General features: G+C 47.3%; 15 protein-coding genes and 3 pseudogenes. 5 read left to right on the top strand and 13 right to left on the bottom strand.

Annotation, left to right across the window (positions count from 1 at the left end):
* Position 1: 1 nt before the first annotated feature.
* The 9 genes from P3L47_RS06195 to P3L47_RS06155 form a co-directional block, all read right to left on the bottom strand.
* Entirely contained in the window at positions 2-631 is a 630-nt protein-coding gene (locus P3L47_RS06195) for a DUF4141 domain-containing protein (RefSeq protein WP_277783026.1), read from the bottom strand.
* 34 nt (positions 632-665) lie between these two features.
* Positions 666-1,046: a DUF3876 domain-containing protein gene (locus P3L47_RS06190; protein ID WP_004320399.1), complete on the bottom strand. Its 381-nt coding sequence runs from the start codon at positions 1,044-1,046 to the stop codon at positions 666-668.
* 42 nt (positions 1,047-1,088) lie between these two features.
* Positions 1,089-3,593, bottom strand: coding sequence for a TraG family conjugative transposon ATPase (locus P3L47_RS06185; protein WP_277783025.1), 2,505 nt, complete (start codon positions 3,591-3,593; stop codon positions 1,089-1,091).
* Positions 3,590-3,922: a DUF4133 domain-containing protein gene (locus P3L47_RS06180; protein ID WP_277783024.1), complete on the bottom strand. Its 333-nt coding sequence runs from the start codon at positions 3,920-3,922 to the stop codon at positions 3,590-3,592. The genes P3L47_RS06185 and P3L47_RS06180 overlap by 4 nt, the downstream gene beginning before the upstream one ends.
* A gap of 11 nt (positions 3,923-3,933) precedes the next feature.
* On the bottom strand, positions 3,934-4,245 hold the full coding sequence (locus tag P3L47_RS06175) for a DUF4134 domain-containing protein (protein ID WP_005841848.1): 312 nt from the start codon (positions 4,243-4,245) through the stop codon (positions 3,934-3,936).
* 201 nt (positions 4,246-4,446) lie between these two features.
* Positions 4,447-5,187 carry a hypothetical protein gene (locus P3L47_RS06170; RefSeq protein ID WP_004320407.1) on the bottom strand — a complete coding sequence of 247 codons (741 nt, stop codon included), beginning with the start codon at positions 5,185-5,187 and terminating at the stop codon, positions 4,447-4,449.
* Positions 5,184-5,564, bottom strand: a complete 381-nt coding sequence (locus P3L47_RS06165; RefSeq protein WP_270621427.1) for a DUF3408 domain-containing protein — start codon at positions 5,562-5,564, stop codon at positions 5,184-5,186. Before P3L47_RS06165 ends, P3L47_RS06170 begins: the two co-directional genes overlap by 4 nt.
* A gap of 7 nt (positions 5,565-5,571) precedes the next feature.
* On the bottom strand, positions 5,572-6,024 hold the full coding sequence (locus P3L47_RS06160) for a DUF3408 domain-containing protein (RefSeq protein ID WP_004320411.1): 453 nt from the start codon (positions 6,022-6,024) through the stop codon (positions 5,572-5,574).
* A gap of 5 nt (positions 6,025-6,029) precedes the next feature.
* A complete protein-coding gene (locus P3L47_RS06155; RefSeq protein WP_005642430.1) occupies positions 6,030-6,785 on the bottom strand; it encodes a ParA family protein in 756 nt (251 codons plus the stop codon).
* A gap of 665 nt (positions 6,786-7,450) precedes the next feature.
* Here P3L47_RS06155 and mobA point away from each other — a divergent pair.
* The 5 genes and pseudogenes from mobA to P3L47_RS06130 form a co-directional block, all read left to right on the top strand.
* On the top strand, positions 7,451-7,879 hold the full coding sequence (mobA, locus tag P3L47_RS06150; protein WP_004291488.1) for a conjugal transfer protein MobA: 429 nt from the start codon (positions 7,451-7,453) through the stop codon (positions 7,877-7,879).
* The gene (mobB, locus tag P3L47_RS06145) at positions 7,858-9,105 is read left to right on the top strand and encodes a conjugal transfer protein MobB (RefSeq protein WP_004291483.1); all 1,248 of its coding nucleotides are present in this window, start codon (positions 7,858-7,860) and stop codon (positions 9,103-9,105) included. Before mobA ends, mobB begins: the two co-directional genes overlap by 22 nt.
* A 30-nt stretch (positions 9,106-9,135) precedes the next feature.
* A pseudogene (locus P3L47_RS06140) lies at positions 9,136-10,059 on the top strand (YWFCY domain-containing protein); the annotation flags it as partial.
* Between the two features lie 639 nt (positions 10,060-10,698).
* The gene (gene ltrA, locus P3L47_RS06135) at positions 10,699-12,351 is read left to right on the top strand and encodes a group II intron reverse transcriptase/maturase (protein WP_277783023.1); all 1,653 of its coding nucleotides are present in this window, start codon (positions 10,699-10,701) and stop codon (positions 12,349-12,351) included.
* Positions 12,352-12,472: 121 nt separating this feature from the next.
* Positions 12,473-13,570 (top strand): annotated as a pseudogene (locus P3L47_RS06130) (TraM recognition domain-containing protein); the annotation flags it as partial.
* A gap of 131 nt (positions 13,571-13,701) precedes the next feature.
* Here the strand turns inward: P3L47_RS06130 and P3L47_RS06125 are convergent.
* The 4 genes and pseudogenes from P3L47_RS06125 to P3L47_RS06110 all read right to left on the bottom strand — a co-directional run bounded on the left by P3L47_RS06125 (position 13,702) and on the right by P3L47_RS06110 (position 19,668).
* Positions 13,702-16,955: pseudogene (locus P3L47_RS06125) on the bottom strand (P-loop NTPase fold protein).
* A 16-nt stretch (positions 16,956-16,971) separates the two neighbouring features.
* Positions 16,972-18,102, bottom strand: a complete 1,131-nt coding sequence (locus P3L47_RS06120; RefSeq protein WP_004291480.1) for an ATP-binding protein — start codon at positions 18,100-18,102, stop codon at positions 16,972-16,974.
* 301 nt (positions 18,103-18,403) lie between these two features.
* The gene (locus P3L47_RS06115) at positions 18,404-19,006 is read right to left on the bottom strand and encodes an RteC domain-containing protein (RefSeq protein WP_277783022.1); all 603 of its coding nucleotides are present in this window, start codon (positions 19,004-19,006) and stop codon (positions 18,404-18,406) included.
* A gap of 239 nt (positions 19,007-19,245) precedes the next feature.
* Positions 19,246-19,668, bottom strand: coding sequence for a dihydrofolate reductase family protein (locus P3L47_RS06110; protein WP_004291474.1), 423 nt, complete (start codon positions 19,666-19,668; stop codon positions 19,246-19,248).
* Positions 19,669-19,843 lie beyond the last annotated feature (175 nt).

Below are 19,843 nucleotides of genomic sequence, written 5' to 3'. Positions count from 1 at the left end.
GCTACCAGTATCTTTCGTCCATGTTCCCGTACAGTCCCATGATGCGGTCGAGGTCATTCTTCTTCTTCGCACGCAGGTAACTCACGCTGATGTTCTTGTTGGTATAGTAACCCACAAGGTTACGGTAACGCTTCATCTTGGAGTAGCACCGCTCCACCACGTCCATGCGGTCCTTGTCGGTCATGGAGAGCGTGGTGATGTTCACCACGTTCTTCAAATCTGTCAGCACGTCGTTGCTCTCTTCCAACAGCTTCGCATAGCCGAAGGCGATTGCCGACAGCTCTTCGGGGGTGAAGTTCCCGTCATGGAGCATCTTCTGGAAGTTGTTCACATAGATGTCCGTGATGTCGCCCACCATCAGGATGGTCTGCTGTACCTTGCGGGCATCCTTGACGAGATTGTTCACCGATTTGAGCGCATCGTAATATTTCTTGCCCTGCTGGTAGATTTTCACCGTTTCCTGAAAGTTGTTCACCATGTTGGTGGCGGTCTTCGAGGTGTGGACGATGTTCTTCGAGGCGTTGATGATACCCTGCGCCAGATTGCCGGGGTCGCTCACCACCCATTGGGCGGAAGCCCTGCCTGCGAAAAGCAGGCACAGGCATACGGCGATTGCCATTCTTGTTTTCATACTCATATTCTTTGGATTTAGCGGTTGTACATTCTTATTCTTCTGCCGGGTTCTCCGGTTCGTGGCTTGCACGCACATAGTCCCCGTTCGGAGAGAAGGTCAGCACGTCGGTAGCCTCGTTATAGGACACGTCGATGCGGAATCCCGTGTTCATGAACAGGTTGCCGTTCTCCTCCTGCAGGAGGTAGGTTTCCGGTTTCAGCCTGCGGCGGATGCCGCTCCGTTTGAACACCGTCACCTTGTAGGCTTCGCCCTCCTTGTAGATGAGCACGTCGGGCTTTCCTTCCATGCTTGTCCAGTTTCCGCACAATTGGTCGCGGCGGTTATCCGCCATATCGCAGGATTGTAGCATCACGACTGCCAATCCTATTAAACACTCGCTGATTTTCAGCATCTTCATTCTTGAAATACTCATACGCTTTTCTTTTTTCGTTGATAAATCTGTTTTATTGATTGCTTATTGTCTGTTTCTCCGCCTTTCGGCAAGCTGCCGGATGGCGGCTTCGATGTCGCCGCCCAGCTGCTCCGCCAGACGGTAAACCTCCACCTTCTCCGTTTCCTCGGTGGTGTATGCCAGATACTCCTCCGCACTCACCTCGGTGGCATAGACCGCCGACTGCGTGTCACCTAAGCCTATCCACACCTCCTTGTAGAACCTTGAAGGGTTGTTCGCCATGTTGATGGAGAGTATCTGCGACTTCTCCTTCTCCGTCAGTCCGAGCAACGCCTGAATCTGGTCGAACTTGTTCATGTACTTTCTTTGGTCGAGAAGTATCTTGCAGTCCGAGTTGTTGATGATGCTCTCTTTAACAACGGGGGAGGAAATGATGTCGTCCACCTCCTGCGTCACCACGATTGCCTCACCGTAATATTTTCTGACCGTCTTGTACATATAACGCAGATATTCAGCCATGTTCGCCGAAGAAAGAGCCTTCCAAGCCTCTTCCACTATCAGTTGTTTCCGCACGCCTTTCAGCCGTCGCATCTTGTTGATGAAAGCCTCCATGATGATGATGGTAACTACCGGGAACAGTTCGCGGTTTTCCTTTATCGAATCAATCTCGAAGACGATGAACCGCTTGCCCAGCAGGTCGATGTTCTCCGTGGAGTTGAGCAGGAAGTCGTAGCGTCCGCCCTGGTAATACTGCCGCATGGTGGTCAGCATGTTGTCGATGTTGAAGTCTTCCTTCTCCACCTTTATCTCGCGCTCCGCCAGTTCCCTGCGGTAGTCGTCACGCATATACTCGTAGAAAGTATTGAACGAGGGCACGATGCTCCGGTCTGCCTTGATACGTTCGATGTAGGCGTTCACCGCACTGCCCAGTTCACCGCTCTCCGTTTTCGTCACCTTGTCGTCCTCCGACTTCCAGAGCGTCAGCAGCAGCGTCTTGATGCTGTCCTTCTTCTCCACGTCGAACACATAATCATCAGTGTAGAACGGATTGAAGCTGATGGGCTTCTCCTCCGTGTAGGTGAAATACACGCCGTCCGCGCCGCCCGTCTTGCGCCGTATCATCTCGCACAGTCCCTGATAGGAGTTTCCCGTGTCCACCAGTACCACGTGCGTGCCCTGCTCCCAATACTGCCTCACGAGGTGGTTCATGAAGAAGGATTTGCCGCTTCCGCTGGGCCCCAACACGAATTTGTTTCTGTTGGTCGTGATGCCTTTTTTCATCGGCAGGTCGGAAATATCGAGATGCAGCGGTTTTCCCGTGAGCCTGTCCACCATCTTGATGCCGAAGGGCGAGGGCGAACTGCGGTAATTGGTTTCCTCCGTGAAGAGGCACACCGCCTGCTCGATGAAGGTGTGGAAACTCTCCTCCGCAGGGAAGTCCGCCGCATTGCCGGGCATGGCCGCCCAGTAGAGTGTCGGGCAGTCGATGGTGTTATGGCGCGGCACGCACTCCATGCTTGCCAGCAGGCTTCCCACATCGTTCCTGATATGCTTCAGCTCCTCCGCGTCGTCGCTCCACGCCATGACGTTGAAGTGCGCCCGTACAGAGGTCAGACCGTAGGAATGGGCTTCGTTCAGGTACTGGTCTATCCACTCGCGGTTGATGCTGTTGCTCCTTGAATAGCGGGAGAGCGACTGCATGTTGCGGGCGGACTTCTCGAACCTCTGCAGGTTCTCCTCGCTGTTGTCGATAATCACATACTGGTTGTAAATGTGGTTGCACGGCAGCAGCAGCCCCACGGGGGAGGCGAAGGAGAGGCGGCAGTCCGAGCGGTCGGTGGACAGCCGCTCGTAACGGGTGTCTGTCGCCACCGTGCCGGGCAGGTCTTCCGCGTCGGAAAGGGTGTGCAGGCACAGCCGGTTGTCGCCGATGCGCATCTCCCTTGCCGAAAGCTCGATGTCCTGCAACGTGGCGTTATCTTCGGGCAGGAGCGAGAAGTACCGCTCCAGCAGCCCGGCTTTGCCGTCCGTCCCCACAATCTCGTCGGTGGAGAGGCGGCGCAGCCTGACAAAACCGCTGTCGTTCATGATGCGCTCGAACTGTTCCGTCGCCTCCATGAACTTCGCGGCGGTTTCCCTGTCCAGCTCCTTCGGGATGATATGCCCCCGGCACAGCGTACTGAAATTGCTCTGCATACGGTTACGCTCCTTTGTCGTCTTGGTCAGGTAGAGGTAGCACGTGTGTTTCAGGTACGGACGCTCGTTGAAATGACGCTCGAAGCTCCGCGAGAGGAAACTCATATCGTCCTTCTGCAACTCCGGTCTGTACTTCTCCTTGATGAACCAGTCCTGCTTGTGGACGACGGAGAAATCCGGCAAGACCTTGATCGCCTTGCACCAGCAGCCGTGTATCGCCTCGTACTCCGCGCTTGTCACGGTATAAAGCTCCGGCAGTTCCACCTCGAAAGCCACCGTGATGTCGGCGTCTTTGGAGATGATGCAGCCGTGTTCCACTGCCAGCAGCGGGAACCTGTTTTCCAGTGTAGTCATTTTCGATGTATTTCTCATGCAGTTTCTTCCTTTCGTTTACGTGTGAATAATCGGGTGATCCGCCGCCGGTTGATAAGGTATCGGGGATGGCTCCGTGCCGCTCCCAACTTCATCAGCCCGTGTTCGCCGTACCGGGCGTTCAGCGCGAAGGTCTGCCATACGAGGATGGAGGACGATACCGCACCGAAGCCGATACATATCCACTGGCCGATGCCGACCATGTAGAGGATGACGAACAGGACGAAGAGAACGAGCAGACCTCCGCAGAAGATGAAGAGGTACTGGGCTTTCAGTCCCTTGAACTCGACCGGACGGCCGATACCCTTGTTTATCGGGTATTCAGCCATACATTATTATATTAAAGGAAGAATGAGCGCAGGATGGTGGCGGCTACGATAAGGAAGATACACGCACCGAACCAGCTTGCGGCGGTCTTGGAGGTGTCGGGGTCTCCTGACGAGAATTTTGAATAGACTTTCACGCCCCCGATAAGACCGATCACCGCGCCGATGGCGTAGATGAGTTTCGTGGCGGGTTCAAAATACGAACTCACCATCGAGGTGGCTTCCGTGATGCCTGCAAGACCGTTTCCTTGAGCGGAAGCGGTAGCGGTGGCGGCGATCATAAGTGCCGCAGAGATGATAAACTTTTGTCTGATGTTCTTGTTCATAAACTGTTCTTGTTTTGTGCCGTCGAAAGGGTGGATGGTCCTTTTTCGGGCGGTTGATACTTGATTACTTTACTTTGGTTTAGTGGTAGCCCGTTTGTTTCTACGGACTTGGGTGTGTCCGTTGCGGATTGGCTGTACCTTGTACTGCCGTGCGCATGGTGTGATACAGTCTTACGTTTTCATTTCCATTCTTTTTAGTCGTTATACATAGTTTCGGAAATCGAACTCCTCGATATTGTCGGGAATCACGAACACCTTTTCCTTTTGGCGTGTCACTGTCATGTTCACCGTGTCCACGAAAACAGACATCGCCTTTGCAAGCCTCTCGCTCATCGCTTCATCGGTCAGGCGTTCCGTTATCCTTGTGAAAAGCTCTGTTCCGTCTAGTTCCGTCATGACCTTCCCGGCGTGTCGCATTTCCTCATCGGATGGTGAATCTTTCCGTATGGCGCGTACTGCTATGTCAATATCCTCGAAACTGCTTCCCGAAGCCTGCTTTTTGTCCGGTTCTTCGTCCTCCGGATCATCCTCTCCGTACTCCAGTTCCGAAGGTGAAATGCTCATGAAGGTCTCATCGAGCTTGTCTTCGGGTATTTGTCGCGGACGGGAAGCGGTTTCCGTGTTTCCGTCGTCAAAAGTAGCCTCTTCCTCCGACAGCTCAATGCCTTTTTCTGAAGTGGCAGCTTCCTGCGTCGGTATGGCAGTCTTTGTCCGGGTTGGAGCCATCTTGAAACGGCTCTTGCCGATGATGTCCGAGGTATCTGTGGGAGGCGTTTCCTTATCCTTTCCCTGCTCTGCCACCGTACTGTCCAATGACCGCCACAGACCGGCAATGTGTCTGAAGAAACGGATAAGTTTCGTTTCCATGATGCGGTCGTAGAGCAACAGGGACAGAAACCACACGTTGCAGGCAACCGATACGATTAAAAACACCTTTGTCATAGTTTCACTTTTTTGGCGTTTTCAATCTGCTCCGTGTACTGTGTCCCGTATTGTCGGAAATGGTCTCGGAGGATGTTGTCCACGAACTTGCCGATGCTTAAGCCGTTTCCCATTCGACTGGCAACGATGGCGACTTTCTCATGGATCTCGCGGCTGATGTATATACATTGCCGCGTTTTGATTTCCGATGCTTGCAGGAAAGTCGAGAGCGGTTTGTCTCTGCTTTTATCCTTGCGGAAGTCACCGCCGGTATTTTCCTGATTGTAGTCGGTTGTACACTTTGCTGCACGGGCAGCGGTTCTCTCTCTCTTTTCTGTTTGCAGGCAGTCTGCCTGACGGTTCTTCTTTGTTCTTTTCATACTTTTTTTGTTGTTTATTGGGTGTTTATAGGTTATAGGATTCCATATGCCGTTTGAACGATTCGGCTATCTCGTCTTGGAACAGCGTGAAATGGTGTGTCAGCACGTTGTCAAGAAAAGCCGCGATAGTCACCTCGTTGCCTCCGATTACATGAAGCATTTTCTGTATGCGGTCGTGGTATTCCTTGCGGATATATACTTGCTTGCCGAGCCTTGCCGTTACATTGGACCCGCACATGAATACCGTATCATAATCCGGTTTTTCCAGCTTGCCGTTCCTGCGCCTGCGTTCCGGTTCCTCTTTGTAGTGCGGGACAGGCAAGGAAACGGCTGCTTCTTGTGTCGCTTCTTTCGGAGGTGGAGAAGGTGCGTTTCCACCCGCACTTCTCGCTTCCGGTGGAATGCTTGTATCATCCAGCCGGAACGAGTTGATTACGGCTTCGCTGTCGATGTCCTCGATTCTTGTTTTCTTTGCCATGATATTCAGCTTTTAATGATACCGAGAATCTCATCCGCAAGTTTGTCAAGGTTACTGCCGCGTATCAGCGTTTTGTCCGCAGGGAAGGCTGTGGATCGGAATACCGCCTTGCGTTCTGCCGCCGTTTCCTTGCGAAAACGCTTGCTATCAGGCAGGTATGTTTCCAAAATAGGCAGGGCGAACTCGGCACAGACCTTGTCGTATGCCTTATACAGTTCTGTCTTTTCGCGTCCGTCCACCATGTTCCACACGAGATAAATCCCTTTGATGCCGGACTTGCCCGTACTTATCATCTGTTCGTTGATGACAGTGGCGAACTTGATGGAACTCTCCATCACCACACGGTCGGCGATGATGGGCGTGAAGATATAGTCCATTTTGGAAATGGTCTGTACCACGTCGGCGTTGTTGATGGTTCCCGGCAGGTCGAAGAACACGAAATCGAGGTCGGGCTGCGCTTCTACCAGATTTTCGGCGGTGCTTATCGCGTCTTCCGCACGGCTGCATCTGATTGGGTACGGATTTTTCTTCAACCGCTTGAGCTGCTCATACGCCAGCACCTTGTAATGCTCATCCTCCATGACGGCTTTCATGTCACGCTTGCGCATATCATGGATGCTGTACTGCGGAAAATCGCAGTCCACTACGGCTACGTTATAGCCTTTCACATAGTGCAGGTAGCTTGCCACAAGCACTGTCAGGGTTGTCTTACCCGCTCCACCTTTCTGCGTGGAGATTGCCACATAAGTTGCTTCTTTCATTTGTCTGATAATTTATTTGGTTATACATCTGTCCGGTAGCGGTAGCGTATTGCCATTCATACATACGCACGCACTTCCATTTATTTATTCACTCTTTAATCCGGCTGTGCCTGCGGGCATTCATCGGTCTGTCCAATCACCCACGCCTTTATCCGTCCGCATGGACGTGTGCTTGGAAAACCGGCTGAATATGTACACCTGTTTTCATCCGTTTGGATTGATGTCCGAACATCTGGCGGAAGGAGTGTATTTTCAGTCCCACATCCGAATCACGCTGCAAATAAACAATGAATTTTCAGTACTTGTATCACTTCTCCGGCAAGTGGCAGCATGTTGCGCCGATTGGCACCATTCGGCACACTTACGCCTCTGTCAGACACGGATTTATCACCCTAACTTTGCACCCGAACGGCAGGGTACGCAGCCGGTGGCGCAGCCCGGAGTTTGAAAGGCATTCCCCCAATCCGTCCGGAGGCGGATTTTTATGTTCACCTGAACATAGCAAGATGTCTTTTCAGCCGCTCAAAATATTTTGAGCAGCCACGAAAAGCACTTGCCCTTGCAGGGGGCGGGCTTTCCCTCCGAAGTCGGGAAGCCTTTCAGAACTGCGGTGCTGTAATCCGAAGCGGCGGCTTATGCCGTCAATCCGCTAAATCCAAAGTAATATGAAAGAGAAAAGGAAAAGCAAATCAGGGAGAAATCCCAAACTTGATCCGGCGGTGTACCGGTACACCGTCCGTTTCAACGAGGAGGAACACAACCGTTTCCTCGCCATGTTCGGAAAATCGGGTGTCTATGCACGGTCTGTTTTCCTCAAAGCGCACTTCTTCGGGCAACCGTTCAAGGTGCTGAAGGTGGACAAGACGTTGGTGGACTATTACACCAAACTGTCGGATTTTCATGCACAATTCCGTGCCGTGGGTACGAATTACAACCAAGTCGTGAAGGAACTGAGGCTGCATTTTTCAGAGAAAAAGGCGATGGCGTTGCTCTACAAATTAGAGCAACACACCGTCGAACTCGTGAAACTGAGCCGCCGGATTGTGGAACTTTCAAGGGAAATGGAGGCAAAATGGTCGCAAAAATCAGTGTAGGAAGTTCGTTGTACGGCGCGATTGCCTACAACGGGGAGAAGATTAACGAGGCGCAGGGGCGGCTTCTCACCACCAACCGCATCTACAATGACGGTTCGGGAACGGTGGACATAGGCAAGGCGATGGAGGGTTTTCTCACCTTCCTGCCACCGCAGATGAAGATCGAGAAGCCGGTGGTGCATATCTCTCTCAACCCGCACCCGGAGGATGTGCTGACCGATATTGAGTTGCAGAATATCGCCCGCGAGTATCTGGAAAAACTCGGTTTCGGAAACCAGCCTTATCTTGTATTCAAGCACGAGGACATCGACCGCCACCACCTGCACATCGTGACGGTCAACGTGGACGAGAACGGGAAAAGGCTCAACCGGGATTTTCTCTACCGCCGCAGCGACCGTATCCGCAGGGAACTGGAACAGAAGTACGGATTGCATCCGGCAGAACGTAAAAATCAGAGATTGGATAATCCGTTGCGCAAGGTGGCCGCATCGGCAGGTGATGTGAAGAAGCAGGTAGGCAACACCGTGAAGGCTCTGAATGGGCAGTACCGTTTCCAGACGATGGGCGAATACCGTGCGCTCCTTTCCTTATATAATATGACGGTGGAGGAAGCGAGGGGCAACGTGCGCGGACGGGAGTATCACGGGCTGGTCTATTCCGTCACGGACGACAAGGGTAACAAGGTGGGCAACCCGTTCAAATCCTCGCTTTTCGGGAAGTCCGCAGGCTATGAAGCCGTACAGAAGAAGTTTGTCCGTTCCAAATCGGAAATCAAGGATAGGAAACTGGCAGACATGACGAAACGCACCGTCCTTTCCGTGCTGCAAGGCACTTATGACAAGGACAAATTTGTATCCCAACTCAAAGAGAAGGGCATCGACACCGTACTGCGCTACACAGAGGAAGGGCGCATCTATGGGGCTACCTTCATCGACCACCGCACGGGATGCGTGCTGAACGGTTCGCGCATGGGTAAGGAGCTTTCGGCGAATGCCTTGCAGGAACACTTCACCCTGCCATACGCCGGACAACCGCCGATACCGCTATCCATCCCTGTGGATGCTGCGGACAAGGCACACGGGCAGACCGCCTACGACAGTGAAGATATATCGGGCGGTATGGGCTTGCTCACTCCCGAAGGTCCGGCGGTAGATGCCGAGGAAGAGGCTTTCATCCGGGCGATGAAGCGCAAAAAGAAGAAAAAACGCAAGGGCTTGGGTATGTAATCAGAGTATCAACAATTAAAAAATCAATGTATGTCACAACAAGAAGACGATTTGAGGGCATTGGCGAAAATCATGGATTTTCTGCGTGCCGTGAGTATCATTTTAGTGGTCATGAACGTGTACTGGTTCTGCTACGAAGCCATCCGGCTGTGGGGCGTGAACATCGGCGTGGTGGACAAAATCCTTCTGAACTTCGACCGCACGGCGGGGCTGTTCCATTCCATTCTCTACACGAAGCTGTTTTCCGTCCTTTTGCTTGCCTTGTCCTGTCTGGGTACGAAGGGTGTCAAGGGTGAGAAAATCACTTGGGGGAGAATCTGGACAGCATTTGCCGTCGGGTTCGTGCTGTTTTTCCTGAACTGGTGGTTGCTGCCCCTGCCGCTGCCGCTTGAAGCGGTGACGGGACTGTATGTCCTTACCATTGGAACGGGCTATGTCTGCCTGTTGATGGGTGGTCTGTGGATGAGCCGCCTGTTGAAACACAATTTGATGGAGGATGTTTTCAACAACGAGAACGAGAGTTTCATGCAGGAAACGAGGCTTATCGAAAGCGAGTATTCGGTCAATCTGCCGACACGTTTCTATTACAGGAAACGCTGGAACAACGGTTGGATCAATGTAGTTAATCCCTTCCGTGCGTCCATCGTGTTGGGTACGCCGGGCAGCGGCAAGTCCTATGCCGTGGTAAACAATTTTATCAAGCAACAGATTGAAAAGGGCTTTAGTCAATACATCTACGATTTCAAGTATCCCGACCTATCTACTATTGCCTACAACCATTTGCTGAACCACCCGGACGGCTACAAGGTAAAGCCGAAGTTCTATGTGATCAACTTCGACGACCCGCGACGCTCTCATCGGTGCAATCCCATTCACCCGGATTTTATGGAAGATATTACGGATGCCTATGAGAGTGCCTACACAATAATGCTCAACCTCAATAAAACGTGGGTGTGACCTGTAAAGTCACGTAATTGATTGTTAGACAGTAATATTAATTGCATGATTTAACCCGCTGTTCCGTCAGCGGTAGCCTACTATAAGGTGCATCTCCAGTGATGGGTTGTGCCAAGCTTATAGGACAAAGTACACTTTCCGAAAGGACAAGACTGAACCGTAAGGGAATGTCAAGGACGGTTAGTATCATACCGTTGAGTGGCGAGGCTGGATAGCATGGTTAACGTAAGTGAACTGACTTTAGCCGTCGTAAGGTTTGAAGGAGCGCAAGATACTTTAGCTCTCACCAAAAGGTAAGCAGTCGGATAACCCTTGCCCATGTTGGGGTTACACGGACACAGCACTGCCGGCGGACTTGGCAGAACCTAAACTATCCGTTTGTCAATTACGTGGAACAGGGCAAGCCTGTATCTCTCTCGTAAGAATGCGAGTAAGCGAACCGCAAGGCAAGCCGAATGGGGTGCAGGTATGAGATAACGGAAAAAGCGAATGCCACCCTGTAATGGGGTGGATACGGATTGAATCAACATCACGGGTTGTTATTGGTGACATCATCCGACACGAAAGTGGGCAGACTTCCGTATATGGTAACTCTTTACAAGATAACTTTTAGAACTTTCAAAAGGAGGAAAGCAAATGAACGAAACTAAAACATCGTGTGCGCCTGCTGATAGTAGGAATCTAACTTGGGACGGAATGGACTGGTCCAAGTGTGAAGCCTATGTCCGAAAGCTACAAGCGCGTATTGTAAAGGCTCAAAAGGAAGGCAGACATAACAAGGTGAAAGCCTTGCAGTGGATGCTGACCCACTCTTTTTACGCCAAGGCATTGGCGGTAAAGAGGGTTACTTCCAACAAAGGGAAGAAAACGTCTGGAGTAGATAAACAGCTTTGGGATTCTCCCAAGCGCAAGTACAAAGCAATCGGTGAACTGAAACGTCGTGGTTACAATCCGCAGCCGCTTCGTAGGGTTCACATCAAGAAAAAGAACGGTAAACTCCGACCGTTGGGAATACCGACAATGAAAGACAGGGCGATGCAGGCATTATATCTCATGGCATTGGAACCGATAGCCGAAACGACAGGCGACCGCTTTTCTTATGGTTTCCGCAAGAAACGCAGGACAATGGACGCTATCCGTCAGATTGATACGGTTCTAAACCGCCAGCATTCCCCCGAATGGATTTTGGAGGGAGACATTAAAGGCTGCTTCGACCATATCAGCCACGACTGGCTTCTTAATCATATCCCTATGGATAAGACGATACTCAGAAAATGGCTGAAATGTGGAGCTGTATACAATGGCAAACTATTCCCGACAGAAGAGGGTACACCACAAGGAGGTATCATATCACCGACACTTGCAAATATAGCACTTGACGGACTTCAACCACTCTTGGCTGAAAGATTCAAAAGATTATGGCGCAACAATAAGACATTCCACTACAAGGTAAACCTTATTCGTTATGCGGATGACTTTATAATCACAGGTCGAGATAAGGAGCTATTGGAAAACGAAGTCAAACCTATCGTGATAGAATTTCTCAAAGAAAGAGGGCTGACCTTATCCGAAGAGAAAACTACCATTACGAACATATACGACGGTTTTGATTTCTTAGGTTTCAATGTGAGGAAGTTTGGCAAAAGGCTATACACATCCCCGTCCAAAGATGCACAGAAACGCTTCAGGGCAAAAATCGGTGACATCGTTAAAGGACATAAAATGTGTAAGCAGGAATCGCTGATACGAATGCTTAATCCTGTAATCACAGGTTGGGGCAACTATTACCGATATGGTGCATCAACCGATGCTTTTCATGGTTGTGACAATCACATTTACAATCTCACGAAGAAATGGGCTTTACGTCGCCATCCAAAGAAACGCAAGTCTTGGGTTGCAGACAAATATTGGCATGAAATTCGGGGGCGTAAATGGACGTTTGCATGGAAATATGAAACCAAGAGCAAGAAAGTGAACTACCTGACCCTTAAAAGGTTGTCGGATATACATTATACCCCGTACAAGCAAATCAAAGGTGAGGCAAACCCTTTCGACCCGGAATACGATGATTATTTCTTTCAGCGAAAGGAGCAACAAATGCTGGAATCTCTCAAAGGACGTAAGTCTCTCTTATATTTATGGAACAAGCAGAACCGGATTTGTCCGTTATGTGGCAAGGAAATAGATTGTACAAAAGCATGGAACGTCAACGAAATATCTGTTGGTAGTTCGATTGTACGGCAACTTGTCCACAACAACTGCTACAAGCGAAATAAACGAAAATGTTGAAAGTATGAGCCGATTTCTAACAACAAATAGAAATATTGAGTTGCTTGAGCCGTATGAGGGGAAACTCTCATGTACGGTTCTTAGGGGAGAAGGGGGCAGCAATGCCCTTGACTTACCCGATGTGCAAAAGCAGGGCGACTTCTTCGTGGAGTCACCTATCATTCTGTTTGCCAGTATTATCTGGTATCTCAAAATCTATCAGAACGGGAAGTTTTGCACGTTTCCCCATGCTATCGAGTTTCTGAACCGCCGTTACGAGGATATATTTCCGATACTGACCTCTTATCCGGAGCTGGAGAACTACCTTTCGCCGTTCATGGATGCGTGGCTTGGAGGGGCTGCGGAGCAGCTCATGGGTCAGATAGCGTCGGCAAAAATCCCGCTTTCGAGGATGATTTCACCGCAGCTCTACTGGGTGATGTCAGACAGCGAGTTTACGCTGGACATCAACAATCCCGAAGAGCCGAAAATCCTCTGCGTGGGTAACAATCCCGACCGTCAGAATATCTACGGTGCGGCACTCGGTCTGTATAATTCCCGTATCGTGAAGCTCATCAACAAGAAGGGGATGCTGAAGTCATCGGTCATCATCGACGAGTTGCCCACAATATACTTCAAAGGGTTGGACAATCTTATAGCTACCGCCCGAAGCAACAAGGTTGCCGTGTGTCTGGGCTTTCAGGATTTCAGCCAGTTAGTGCGTGACTACGGGGACAAAGAGGCGAAAGTGGTGATGAACACTGTCGGCAATATTTTCTCCGGTCAGGTGGTGGGGGAAACAGCCAAGACGCTCTCCGAGCGGTTCGGTAAGGTGTTGCAGAAACGGCAGTCCATCTCCATCAACCGGCAGGATGTTTCCACCTCCATCAACACGCAGATGGACGCGCTCATTCCACCGAGTAAGATTTCCGGGCTTACGCAGGGAATGTTTGTCGGTTCTGTATCCGACAACTTCAACGAGCGTATCGAGCAGAAGATTTTTCATTGCGAGATTGTGGTGGATGCCGAAAAGGTGAAACGGGAAGAAAGTGCCTACAAGAAAATTCCCGTCATTACAAACTTCACGGACGAGGACGGCAACGACCGCATGAAGGAAACGGTGCAGGCGAACTACCGGCGCATCAAGGAAGAGGTGAAGCAGATTGTGCAGGAGGAACTGGAGCGTATCAAAAACGATCCGGTGCTGTGTAAACTGCTACCAGATAATGAGACTGTCTAACAAGTCCCCAAAATTGAAAATTATCCCTATCGAAGTTTGAAGTGACCCCCAAAAGTTGGATACAATTTTTTTGGGGGGCACTTCAGTTCTGACGGGTAAAATCGTAAAATTCGGACTTGTTAGACAAATACTTACGCGGTTTCAACCTCAGGTACTGAATCTATCGAATTGACAAATTTAACCAATTGCGGATCTGAATCTTTTTGTATGAGGTTTCGGAGACTCTTTTTCAATTCATAAGCATCATCCCCTGCTGTATTTATTAAATCCATATAAAAATCTTTGTTTTGCAGAATCAATGAACGGCATGCCCCATCGGAAATTACAGGTTTCACTATTTTATCAATAACGTCTCCAGCTTGACTTTTCAAATTACCATGCGATCTAAGCCATGTTTCGAAAAATTGAAACTTTATTGCATTGATAGTCTTTTTACCGATGCAGAAATCATTTCTTATATCGGTAACTGTCGATTTAATTTTTCGTTTATCCAATCTTTCAACTATATTCTTGAAACAATTAGGGAAAGGATTCAAACTTTGAGTTCCAGAAGCAATATCCATCAGAATCTTTTTGCCAAATTCAGTCAAGTTATCTGGCAAGGATTTGATTTTAGCCAGTAAATGTTTTATTGCGACAAACCAATAATATGATGTATGTGCTGTTCTTTGGGCGTATAATGTATCAACACTTATTTCAGACAACGCTTCGAACGCTATTTTATTGATATGATCGGTCAGGACATTGCTTATTTTAGTGGTCAAATCGTAAAAAGATGCGTCAGGAATTACATCTTTAATATTGTTCTTAGTGATATACTTATCCAAATCGGTATTCCACTCTGCTAAATGCTCGATAAATACCTCATCCGTTACACCTATTCTGTTCTTAATATCTTCAAATTGGGGCAATATGTCTGAGAGCAATAATTTATAGCCAAGTTTATGATTTACCATGTATTGTAGTGTTTCATTTAATAGCGGTATATTCCATCCCACACTATTTACTAATAAGTCTCCATGATCCACATAATAGTCCATGAGTTCTGCAACATATTTTATATCTCCACCCTCTATTAAGGAAACGGAATGACCATGTGCCAATTGCATGGCGACTAAATCGTAATATCCAGACTCTTTAATGTTTCGGCCATCAGTTTCTAATTCAGAATGCAACTGATTTATGTAGGTTGAATCTAACGTTACAGGTAAAGGTCTTTCTTCGTCAGATGCCAATAAACGATAGGTTGTAAATATAGCCCCTATATTATCTTTATTTACATTCTGTTCATCAATGCAATTCGTGATCGCTTGCAAAAGCGTTGGAAACGTATAGGTAGAATTATCTTTTAACGTTTTACAATATCTGCATGGTCGAAATTATCGGGTAGTAAGTTTGCCAAATAATTATCGAGCGCCTCCGAATTTGTTGCTACTTGATAATATTTATATGCTTTAGTTGTCGCGTTATCCCGATAGGCAGCATCTGTTGCATTTGCAGCTTGAATATAATCGATAAATGTATTTGGCTTGACTGTTTTTGCTTCAATCAATGACGTAAAATCGCACGCCAACTTATTTTGCGCAATAAACCTGTCTATTGCATCTAACGTTTTGAAATAGTCGCCGCCATTGAAGTCATTGAACCGAACTATCTTCTTATATAATTGAGCAATCACATGGTTTTGGCTTTCCGTGTCTAAATGCAACAGCAGTTCTTGGTATTCGACAGGGAACACCTGCTTCTCTATGGATTCTTTTAATTTCAATTGTGCTATTCTTTGCCATACACGCAGAATAACATCGCTCTTTCGAGTTAATTTATGCAAACAATGTATAATCTTATCGATAAGCGCATTGTCCATACATTGTATAACTTCTTCTAATACAGTGTCAAATTGTTTATTAGTCTCTGCATATTGATTTATGTCGTGGTCTTCTTCTCCGTTGATGCAGCCTTCAATATATTTTTTCAATGGAATTTGTCGAGCATCTTCAACATCGACACCATATACCAAAGCTGCAATTTCGCGTTGTGTTTGCAGATCATTGTTAATTATTGTTTGAATGCCATTCAGATAGTCGCCGGACAATATTTGTTCTACTGGATTTGCCAGAATATCCGTCTTCTTCAAACAGAACAATGCTATGTTTATCATCAAAATTTCGTTACACCACTCTTGTTTAAGAGCGACCATCTCATTGATATATGATATAATTTCCCTAACATTGGCATTAGGATTTACCAATCTGAATATCCGATTTATAGTTTCTTTCGCTTCATTTTCTGTTTCTCCAAATGCTTCAACAAACAGTTTGTTGAATATACTTCGATAGTCGGTAATAACAGGAGGAGCAACACGATAAACAATAGGGAAAGTTTTATTGATAAAATACTTGGTCAGTTGTTTCGTTTGTTCGTCGGTCTCATCTCCGAATGCACAAGCTAAATGTGTTTCATCGAAAGGAATAACAGCCCAAACATTTTCAAAACCGCTATCGGCGAAGAACGTATGGATAGAAGACCATAATTCTTTTACTTTTTCAGCGGGGAGACGATCCATGTTGTCAAAAACAAGGACTAATTTACGTTGTCCTTTTTCCTTGATAAAATCAGAAATGTCTTGCATCCATGTTTTGAACTCGTAAACCGTTGGTTCGTCTTCGCTCAAAGTCTCATAGCAAACGTCCTTTTCGACTTTATCTTGATAAATAGCTAACATATAACTCCATCCATATTTATGATCTTTGCTATATGCCCATTTCCAAACGCACAATGCAATAAGAACTGGCAGTGCAGCTATGATAATAGACAATAAAGAAAACCACCATGTTGTGGGTGTAGGTTTTACTGCATACGCAATAAATGTAAATATCGGAGTTAAAACTGCAACCAAAAATGCCGCAACCATACCATTACTGATAAGGGGATATTTTTCGGTTACGGTCTCCGTTTTACGGGCTAATAAATATTTCAGCTTTTCAGACCATGATACGGTTTTCGTACCTCCACCTTTGACTTTTATTGTTGCATTTCCAGATAGGATACCATCATCAATAAGTTTGCTTGTAAGCAATTCCAATATAGAGCGGCGTTGCAAGTCCTCTTGATGTCCCCATGCGTCATACTCAAAAAAGTAATAGTCGTCTGATAATTCACGTTCCAACATTTTAACCACGTTGGATTTTCCAGATCCCCAAATACCTTCGATGCCGATAATTCGAGGTAAAGTACATTCCTCATCCAATGAATCATTCTGACAAAAATGGCGAGCAATAGTTTTTGCCAACCTTTCTTGCGAACCTCCATCGAATTTGTCAATACCACACGGTTTATTTTGGATAAACCGCGGATATTGCTGTTTGGATTGTAGTTTTGTTTCCATATACGTAATTTATTGATTATACGAACTCCAAATAATTCTCCCGATTTACCACATGAAACTCGGCATAGGGATAGGCTTCTTGGAAGGCTTTCGGTGCGGCCGGCATTTTATTTCCCCACTTGAACTCCAAGGCGGTAAGACTGTCGGCACTCTCCTCAATCAGGTCGATTTCCTGTTTGTCGTAGGTGCGCCAGAAATAGAACTCCCTGTGCAGTCCCTCATTGAAGTTCGCTTTGCGCCGCTCTCCGATGATGTAGTTCTCCCACAGCGCACCGACATCCTGCCGAATGGCCAGCGGTGAGAAAGCCCCGATAATGGCATTGCGAATGCCGTTGTCGTAGAAGTACCACTTGCCAGCTTTTGTAACCTCCTTGCGTAGGTTACGCGAATAAGCCCCCAGACGATAGATAACGAAGACCTTTTCCAATAGGTCGAGGTATTTTTCAACGGTCGTCTTGCTCATGCCGAGTTGTTTACCTAACTCTTCGTAAGAAACTTCGCTGCCCAACTGAAAAGCTATCAATCGCAGTAGATCGCGCATCTTGCTCGAATTTTTTAAGCCGTCAATTGCTAAGATATCTTTAAGCAGGTATGCACCGACAATATCACGTAGGTAGTCTGTTTTACGTTCATAGTTCTCCATCATTACTACTTCGGGATAGGAACCGTAAATCAAGCGCGCTTCGAGGTTCTGGCGGGTTTCAAGTGCCGTTTCCGTCTGTGCGATTTCCCGTTGCGAGAATGGTGTAAGGAGAAATTGCGTACTGCGGCCGACCAACGGTTCACCAGTCTTATTCAGCAAATCGAATGACGAAGAACCACTTGCCAAGACACTTATTCCCGGTATTTCATCAACTATCAACTTCAGAATACTACCGATTTGTGGTATGTTCTGTGCCTCATCAATAGCCAGCAAATCAATACCATCCAATAAATGCCGATAATTGGCTATTGAGCGATTCTCCAATAGTGCTAATGTGTCGTAGTCTTCGCCGTTGAGCATCATCGTCCTACCTGAATAGTTGTCCACAATTTTACGCATCATTACCGTTTTACCAACACGGCGAGCACCAAAAATCAGTACTGCTTTATTGGGCGCGATTCGTGCTGTAATCTTCTCTTGAAGTATTCTATTTACTGTTTCCATACCTTATAAAATATAATGCAAAGATAATCATATTTTTTTAATTGGCGAATTTTACAAAAAAAACGGGCTATTAAATGGCGATTTTTACAACCACAATCTTATGGAAGTTGTTTCATTGTTTTTAGTAATGATATATGTTCATACTATGATGACTCAATAATTTACCAGACATACGTTTCTGAAATTTGTCCTTATAGGAATGAAAAACTCACATATATTGTGCTAATTAATATATAATTAAATGAAAATAAAAAGACAGGATACGAGTATTCCTGTCTTCTCATATGTAATGGATATTTTTTTATTTTCTCATCCGCTCCAACTCCTCATCACGCAACATTCTCTCGTTCAGTTTTTCCTGCATCCTGTCAATGAAATAGGTGCGGCTTTCGTTCTTCCGGCGTTTGATATCAGTGTAGAAGCGGTAGCAGTCTTTAGAATCAACCCCGAATATCTTATAGAGAAGTGGGGCGAGCTGTTTGAGCGGCATATTGCCGTTGTTGATGCAGCCCATCACGTCTATGCCGTAGATAAGTTCCACGAGGTCGATGGCATTGCCCGTCCATTGAAGAAGGCTGGCGGTGGTTTCTGTTGCGTTGTTGGCGGATATTAGTGGTGGCACTTGGGGCGTGGCAAGGAATTTCTGCATCTTTCTTACGAAAGACAGAGCCTTGCTGACGTAGGCGGCAATCTCTTTTTCTTCTGACAGATTACGTACGGGATGGTGCTGCAACTCGATTTCGATGTAGGCAAGCGCGATGACGGTAAGGTTCATGTCCATGCCGCCGTTGCACAGTTCGATCACTTGGGTGGCGAAAGCCGTGTATGCCGTTTCCATATTGCAGTCGCCGGCTTCGTTTATCAGGCGGAAAAAGTCGGTTTCCGCCAGCAAGAAATAATTCATGGTTCTGTCAATTTTGAAAATTACACTTTGTTTTCTGCGTGCGCGCACATGAATATAATTGGCAAAAACGCGGCAGAAAATAAAAAATCCAACACTCAATTTTACAAAGTGCTGGATTTCAGAGGTATAAAATTCAGTATTTTTTCACAAGGACAAATTATCTCCGACTTAAATTGTTTGTAATCGGAACATTTATTCTATTCCTGAAAATAGAAATGTATGCTTGCCGCACATTTTGGCTATCTTGCTTTTTTATCAAGGATATAGATAATGCGACATACACCGTTGGGATAGCTTTTCAAAGAGGAAAGCGTCCAGTGTTGCTCTGGCAGAGCCGACTTAAAAAAATGTCGTCCGCTTCCGGATATGAAAGGAACGGTGTATAGTATGATTTCATCCACAGCGTGCATCCGCAGCAGTCCGTTTATATAGTCTGCCGTGTCCGGTGTGGCTTCCGCGAGGTAACGGATGTTTGTGCAGTCTTTTCTCCATTCGTGCAGCATTGAAATGGAATAGTCCGGTGTCACACGGTAAAAGGCTTTCTTCCTGATTTCATCAAGACCGCAACGGTCAAGGCACAAATCCTGATGTGCTTTATCATATAACTCTGAAGAAAGACATCCGTCCATCGTCAGTACGGCGAGAATCTGAACTTTACCCATAATCGTTTCCTTTCGTTAGGCAAGGGTAAAAAAGTAGCGTGCAATTCACACTACCTTCAAGCGATGGCTCTGGTAAAGCCTTTACGGAGAGTACGTGAATGCACGCTATGCGTAAGCATAGCATAAGCATCACGCAATCGTCTCCGTAGTTCCAATTTACCAGATTTTCGCTTGA

The organism is Parabacteroides chongii, assembly GCF_029581355.1.
Taxonomy (GTDB): domain Bacteria; phylum Bacteroidota; class Bacteroidia; order Bacteroidales; family Tannerellaceae; genus Parabacteroides; species Parabacteroides chongii.
This window is presented reverse-complemented; position numbering and strand designations above follow the sequence as displayed.